The 6,383-nt window shown below is 42.5% G+C and carries 8 protein-coding genes, 2 tRNA genes and 1 rRNA gene; 10 read left to right on the top strand and 1 reads right to left on the bottom strand.

Annotated elements, in window-relative coordinates:
- The 10 genes from rrf to AACU59_RS02445 form a co-directional block, all read left to right on the top strand.
- Nucleotides 1–83 (top strand): 5S ribosomal RNA (gene rrf / locus AACU59_RS18150); the annotation flags it as partial.
- 79 nt (nucleotides 84–162) lie between these two features.
- Nucleotides 163–239, top strand: a tRNA-Asp gene (locus AACU59_RS02485).
- A gap of 59 nt (nucleotides 240–298) precedes the next feature.
- Nucleotides 299–375, top strand: a tRNA-Trp gene (locus tag AACU59_RS02480).
- A 767-nt stretch (nucleotides 376–1,142) separates the two neighbouring features.
- Nucleotides 1,143–2,066, top strand: coding sequence for an FRG domain-containing protein (locus tag AACU59_RS02475; protein ID WP_161437827.1), 924 nt, complete (start codon nucleotides 1,143–1,145; stop codon nucleotides 2,064–2,066).
- A 76-nt stretch (nucleotides 2,067–2,142) separates the two neighbouring features.
- The gene (locus AACU59_RS02470; RefSeq protein ID WP_094145012.1) at nucleotides 2,143–3,378 is read left to right on the top strand and encodes a site-specific integrase; all 1,236 of its coding nucleotides are present in this window, start codon (nucleotides 2,143–2,145) and stop codon (nucleotides 3,376–3,378) included.
- Between the two features lie 82 nt (nucleotides 3,379–3,460).
- Nucleotides 3,461–3,844 carry a hypothetical protein gene (locus AACU59_RS02465; RefSeq protein WP_094145011.1) on the top strand — a complete coding sequence of 128 codons (384 nt, stop codon included), beginning with the start codon at nucleotides 3,461–3,463 and terminating at the stop codon, nucleotides 3,842–3,844.
- A 12-nt stretch (nucleotides 3,845–3,856) separates the two neighbouring features.
- Complete coding sequence (locus tag AACU59_RS02460) at nucleotides 3,857–4,285, top strand: hypothetical protein (protein WP_094145010.1); 429 nt, start codon at nucleotides 3,857–3,859, stop codon at nucleotides 4,283–4,285.
- Nucleotides 4,286–4,349: 64 nt separating this feature from the next.
- Nucleotides 4,350–4,799: a DUF2787 family protein gene (locus tag AACU59_RS02455; RefSeq protein ID WP_094145009.1), complete on the top strand. Its 450-nt coding sequence runs from the start codon at nucleotides 4,350–4,352 to the stop codon at nucleotides 4,797–4,799.
- 174 nt (nucleotides 4,800–4,973) lie between these two features.
- Nucleotides 4,974–5,249 (top strand): hypothetical protein, encoded by a 276-nt coding sequence (locus AACU59_RS02450; protein WP_094145008.1) that lies wholly within the window; start codon nucleotides 4,974–4,976, stop codon nucleotides 5,247–5,249.
- 212 nt (nucleotides 5,250–5,461) lie between these two features.
- The gene (locus tag AACU59_RS02445; RefSeq protein WP_237666651.1) at nucleotides 5,462–6,142 is read left to right on the top strand and encodes a hypothetical protein; all 681 of its coding nucleotides are present in this window, start codon (nucleotides 5,462–5,464) and stop codon (nucleotides 6,140–6,142) included.
- On the opposite strand, the gene AACU59_RS02440 is transcribed toward AACU59_RS02445, so the two are convergent.
- A partial coding sequence (locus AACU59_RS02440; RefSeq protein WP_161437571.1) for an integrase core domain-containing protein occupies nucleotides 6,135–6,383 on the bottom strand: 249 nt, incomplete at its 5' end. The genes AACU59_RS02445 and AACU59_RS02440 overlap by 8 nt on opposite strands.

Raw genomic sequence — 6,383 nt, 5'->3', positions numbered from 1 at the left:
TCCATGCCGAACTCAGAAGTGAAACACAACAGCGCCGATGGTAGTGTGGGGTCTCCCCATGTGAGAGTAGGACATCGCCAGGCTTTGACTTGTTGTTTTTAGATTTTTTTAAAAAATCTAAAGGCAAAAAAAGTAGACGAAACGTCTAACCAGACACGCTGCGGAGCGGTAGTTCAGTTGGTTAGAATACCGGCCTGTCACGCCGGGGGTCGCGGGTTCGAGTCCCGTCCGCTCCGCCACTTATTAAGAGCCTCAGCAGTCACGTTGAGGCTTTCTTCAATGAGTAAGATAAAGTTTTAGGGGTGTAGCTCCAACTGGCAGAGCAGCGGATTCCAAATCCGCGTGTTGGGAGTTCGAATCTCTCCACCCCTGCCATATTTCCTTTCGGGGTATAGAAAGTCTCAACTTAGGTTGGGACTTTTTGCTATCTAGCGTTATGAAAAATAGATACTTCCCGATCTCCTACCTATCAACCCCATCAGAAATACATCAGAAACGCTCATAAAGCCTCTTCAAAACATTTCCGGTACATATCCTTTACTTTCAGCTTCAACCTCGTGGTGAGCTATATAGCTATGAATAGCGCTTGCGGCTACCTAGGGTGAATATTGCCAACAAACACCTTTCATAGAAATTCGACAACGGTATGGTCCATATCCGGTCGCGATGTACTACAGATCTGGAGAGCGAGACGAGTTTATATCCCACTGTTCTTTAGTCGATAGAGCTAGGGCATATCGACACTCATCAGACGGTGCGCTACGGTGCGTCGTTTATAAAGCTAACCTTTATCCGAGTTGTGTAGGGTATCCGGAGATAAATCTCAGTCCTTGTTATAGCAATGTAGGAGTGTTGCCGATGTTCGTTTATTCATGCTGTGGTGATGATTAGAAGTGAGATTACAACGCTGAGCAAAACGAGAATGACGGCAATATACTATTGCTAAAGACTGTTTCTGAGATTTAAGGATAGAGTACCGTGTACTAGTAGTTCTCAATCATTTCGCTATACGAAGTTAAGATAGAAACTTACCAATAATCTATATGCTTGTGGTTGCTTTGGTTGCTTTGGTTGCTTTGGTTGCTTTGGTTGTTTTCTTGTAGTCTGGAATAAAAAACATTCCGAGTGGTAACCAGAAATCTATGAGCACTAAAATCATAACCTCTGTCGCAGATATTATCAGTTTTGCGAAATCTGAAACTGCGCATAATTTGGAAACGTGGTGGTTTAGAGGGCAGTCAGATGCTCAACACAAGTTAGTTCCTGGATTGTTTCGTCCTGTTAATGGCAAATTCTACGATGAAAACAAGCTTATTGAGGAGTTTGTCCGAATGCACCCAGAAGCGCGAGTAAAGCACGTTGATACTTTGGAGCTTCTTACTTATGCACAGCATTATGGCTTACCAACAAGGCTTCTAGACTGGTCTGAGAATGCTTTGGTCGCACTATATTTCGCATGTGCTAATGATGCGGATAGAGACGGCAGGGTTTTCTTTTTACCTAACTATATTGAAGATTTGAATGATTTTGATTATTACAATTACAACTTTGGTAAAGAGTTTACTGAAAAACTAATTGCTTATAATGATGTGGATGATTTTGACCATTTCTTTCTTTCATTAATTGAAGGCATGGATAGCCGAGGTAAAGAACTAGTACTTGATCAGATCTTTATTAATGGTAAATCGCTAAGAGATTATATAGTAGGTGAGTTTCCTACAGATCGTAGAGTTTTCCCAATCGGCGTTGACATACATTACGGTTGTACTGATACAGTGGTGCATGCTGGCTTTATGTACACCCCTAAGAGAATTAACCGACGCTTAATAACTCAACAAGGTTGCTTTACCTGTCATACAGGGAAAGTGATGTTTGGGACGTCTTATGTAAATACGAATGACTTCTTTGATCGTCATTCGAGATCCTTTATCGTTCCTAAAGCTTATAAGCAGTCAATTATGCATGAATTGAAGTACTGCGGTATCTATGAAGCGACACTTTTCCCCGAACTCGATTATCAAACTAAGCATATTAAGAGTACTTGCCTTTTTAGTCGTCCGTATTGAGAGGGGCGTTGATCGGAACAACTTATCTTACTGACATATATGAAGATTCTAATGTGAACCACATAGGAGTCTTCATGTGACCAACCGAACTATTAACCTCACCCCATCTGCTATCAAAGCGCTTCCAGTCCCTCCATCAACAAGTAAAGCTAATGATATTGAATGGTCTGATGAACAGATCATTGGTCTAAAGGTCCTCGTAGGTAGGACGGGAAACAAACGGTACCTTTTACGTTATGTCAGCCCAGTAACTAGGAAGAAAACGAGTATCGCTTTAGGACGCTGGCCAGATTTAGATGTAAACGATGCTCGAACAAAAGCTCGCAAGCTAAAGGTCCAAATTGCTGACGGTATTGACCCGAAGATAGAGCGTGATTCACGCTCTGCTGTTGTGATACCCGATGTTTTCACCTTTTTCCACGAAACCTATTTACCCTGGTCGAAAACCCGTAAGAAGTCATGGAGAGACGATGAAACACGGTTCTTGCGATGTAAGCCTATCTACAAAATTCCCATGGATAGACTTTCTGCTCATGCCATCATGAAGCTTCAATCCCATCTCGCCACTGAAACCTATAATGGTAAACCGTATTCTGTAGCCACGAATAACAGGGTTATTGCACTTGTTAAGGGATTTTGCTCACTATCATCTAAGGTTTTTGATCTACCTAATCATGCAACTAAGGTTAGCTTACTGCCGGAGAATGGTGCCCGTGAGCGATTCTTAAATATTGAGGAAACTGCTTTACTGATAAAGGTTGCTAGAACTTACTACTGTAAGGTTAAAGGTAATCTGATTGCATTGCTGTGGTTAACAGGTTGTCGAATATCTGAGTTAATGGAGAGGCAATGGAGTGACGTTGATTTTGATAATCGTACACTTTTCATCAAAACGACCAAAAATAAGAAACCCCATTTAGTCTATTTATCGCCACTGATGTTGGAGTTACTTTCTGAGCTTCAGGACTTAAAGCAACCGGGGAATCCACATGTGTTTCCCGGTAGTCGAGAAGGGACGCATATATCACCGCCACGTAAAGCTTTGAGGTTGATACTGGATCGTGCTGGTATCGACCCTAAGGGGGTTGTTTTCCATACTGCGAGGCATTCAGTAGCGAGTAATCTACTGAACTCTGGGATGGATGTTACGTCGGTTCAGCGCGTCTTGAATCATGCTGATATGTCGAGCACGCTTCACTACCGAAAATTTGATAGGACAGCGCTAGAACGTGGAGCGAATGCTCTGTCTGATATGGTCGAGAGAGCTAGTGAGAATATAGCGCTATCCGAACCTAAGTCATCTGAAAACTAATATTAAATGAAATAGATAGCCCCTGAATAGTTAGCTCTATTCAGGGGCTTTTTCGTATCTGGAATTTAGATGGAGAAATTCAATGAAAGTTGTGAAAAGCCTTACTGATGCTGAACGGTTGGAGTTGCCCTTACCGATCAAAGAGCAATTGATGTATCAGCTGTTGCTTCCTTGGTCTGGTGACCGTGATGAGGCTGAGAAATTTTGGGAGGAAGTTTCCACGTGTCTGATTTTGATTGAGCGAAATGATACCGATCAAGACTTAGTTGACGTTGATGAATATATGGGAGTCATTCTGTCATATGCGTTAGAAAACACTGAGTTTGTCATTTTGCTACCAGACGAGACTGAACCCTATGTCTTGGCGTGCTGTGTCCATGCTGACGATGGGAGTGGCAGTTTTGTTATGGGTTCCACGAGTAACGCTACCCAAGCGATTAAAACGTTAATTGAACTGGCTGAATAAGGAGAAATTTGTATGAGCCAAAAAGTTGAAAAGGAGAACGAGGTCGATTCGTTCACCATTGTTAAAGAAGGTCAGAGTCCAAAGCTTAGTCCTAAGTCTGAGAGCTTTCTAGAGTACCAGATTGCCTATAAAGAGGATGATCAGGAGTTCTATATACGTGTTTCTAAAAATTCGTCGTCGGGATTGTTCTCGAACAGTTGGGTGCGTCTTGAAGCTATCTTTACGCTACTTGATGGTCAAGTTGGTAAAACTCTTAAGTCAGCAGCGTTGAAACCAGTAATAACAGGTGGAAGTAGTAATTCGTGTGGGTTCTTAGCGGCTATCCTGCGAACTATCTCTATCCTCGATCCTGTACCCGATAATGTGTTCTTACATCAGGTGTCTGGGCGCTATGAAGTGGTGAAGACTGAGCTTCGAGCACTAGCCTCTAACCCTGACTAATCTTTCATACCTAGCCTCGTTCTGAGGCGGTTTACTTACTTAATTATTACAACGAGAATTTATTATGAACTTAACTCTTCAATTTGATGTTGAGCGATTTGTGCTGCCTATTAGCATAGACCTTCAAAATGCTTTAAACCGTATTTGTAACGAGTCGGGAAAGGTGTCGTCTTCAACTCAAGCTGTAACCGTCAACTTTCGAGAGCGTGCTTACTGTCCTGAAAATGGAGGGTATCACCCTGTCGAGATTCGTATCACTAGGCTTAATGATCAATGGGTTTTCGATTACATCACTGACTTTAGTTACTGTGGATTGATGCCTGAGCTAGAGAAAGAAATCGACTTTGATTTTGGGAATGGTGTGGCTTACATCCGATATATGGGTGAAGTTCCCATTACTGAATCCAGTGTCGCTGAGTTCTATTCGATGTGGGAGAGTAATTTTCTGTCCTACCTATCAATGGACTGCTTTGATGAGATTAAGGTAATGGTCGAGATCATAAAGGCATTCTGATTCGTGGTGAGGGTGATGCGATATTGAGCTTCCTGCCTATCTCCCAATTAGAAGCCCGTGAGAAGGTCGCTGACGCGTTACATGATGCGCTGGTTTCTTATGAAGCTGGTAAGTTTGCACAACCAGATCTAAATAAAATTCTATCAATTAACTAAACGTAAGAAGGTAAATACTATGAACACTCCTAAACTGAAAGACCTAATCGAAATCATCGAGCAGTATGGTGACGACTGCCCACGAGGGAATAGTAAAACTATGGGGGGGCTACTTGCTCACTGTATTGAGAGTTACGAAGATGAACACGGAACAATGCAGCAATCTGCGTATTTAATGAAATATGTTCGTACCTGTATGAATAACAACGTTGAAAAGAAAGGTGTCGATAGCATTGGCTATTTGCAACTAATCAAGTTTGTTAAGTCATGGGCTCGCACAGCAAAGTTTAAGTAAGGATAACATCGCTGTAATACGGTCTAGCAAGCCACTGCCTACGTGCATTAGTCTCATCAGAGCATCAGTCCTTCGGGCGCGAAATTTCCTAAACTAGTCTCATCACCGAGCACCTCTTTATTACCAATCTTTCTATATCCGATAACCGACGAAGTATGTCCGGTAATGGATGTACTTCGTCTTTTTTATTCTTCACGAATGGGTAAATAAAGATGAAAACGTTAGAAACAGCCCCAAAAACAGCCTATCAATTGATGCGAGAAACCGAGCGTGAGTTAGAAGACTTCTTTCAATCCACGTTCTTCGATACAAAGTCATTGCTTTTGGATGATCAAGTTAGCAAGTTCGAAGCCGAGCTGCGAGGGCGTGAGGAAGCCAAAAAGGAAGTCGATGAACGTATTAATCAATACTTAGAGGGGGTTAAATCTGCTCCGTGGGCTGCAATGCGTGGCAAGGGTAAAGCCATCCACATATCGATAGACTCTGAGTGGGTCTTTAACAATGAGACAGAGAAGAACGATATTCTTTGTTACTCCTACAGTGTCCGCATTGGTGATAAGTCGTTTAGTGGCGTGAAACATACTGACATGGCGAAACTGATCAAACAGTGTCGTGATCAAGGGCTGTCGAAGGACGAGGAAATGGATAAGCGTAAACAGCTTACCACGAAAGGCTATAAGATCAGCTTCGACAAGTTCATCCAAGAGTTGCTGATAAAAGCTAAAGCGCGCGGTTTCATCGATGAATGGCCTGAGCACACCTTTATCTACGCCCACTTCTTACGTGCCGATATCGCTTCTTTCGAAGAGTTTTGGAACATTGGTAAAAATAACAAGAACCATAAGAACGCACTGACAACGGTTCAAGGTACTGTAACTGTAGTGGTCAACTAAAATTGGCCACGGTTTTAGAGTTTTCCCAATATAATCGTTCTGATTCATTGGGAGTTAGACCACCGTTATACTGATGTGGCCTGAGTTGGCAGTAATATCCGATAATGTAGCGGGTGATCTCTTGTTGAGCCTCAGCGAAGCTACGATAACCCACAGTTGGCACCCATTCCGTCTTCAGACTTCTAAAGAAGCGCTCTATCGGCGCATTATCCCAACAGTTTCCTCGGCGAGATAAACTCTG

It is taken from the genome of Vibrio sp. V23_P3S9T160 (assembly GCF_963886625.1).
GTDB lineage: Bacteria > Pseudomonadota > Gammaproteobacteria > Enterobacterales > Vibrionaceae > Vibrio > Vibrio anguillarum.
This window is presented reverse-complemented; position numbering and strand designations above follow the sequence as displayed.

Excerpts from the sequence above, each read along its gene's own strand:
- AACU59_RS02460 (WP_094145010.1), top strand. The coding sequence starts at position 3,857 with ATGAGCCAAAAAGTTGAAAAGGAGAACGAGGTCGATTCGTTCACCATT.
- AACU59_RS02450 (WP_094145008.1), top strand. The coding sequence starts at position 4,974 with ATGAACACTCCTAAACTGAAAGACCTAATCGAAATCATCGAGCAGTAT.
- AACU59_RS02455 (WP_094145009.1), top strand. The coding sequence starts at position 4,350 with ATGAACTTAACTCTTCAATTTGATGTTGAGCGATTTGTGCTGCCTATT.
- AACU59_RS02445 (WP_237666651.1), top strand. The coding sequence starts at position 5,462 with ATGAAAACGTTAGAAACAGCCCCAAAAACAGCCTATCAATTGATGCGA.
- AACU59_RS02475 (WP_161437827.1), top strand. The coding sequence starts at position 1,143 with ATGAGCACTAAAATCATAACCTCTGTCGCAGATATTATCAGTTTTGCG.
- AACU59_RS02465 (WP_094145011.1), top strand. The coding sequence starts at position 3,461 with ATGAAAGTTGTGAAAAGCCTTACTGATGCTGAACGGTTGGAGTTGCCC.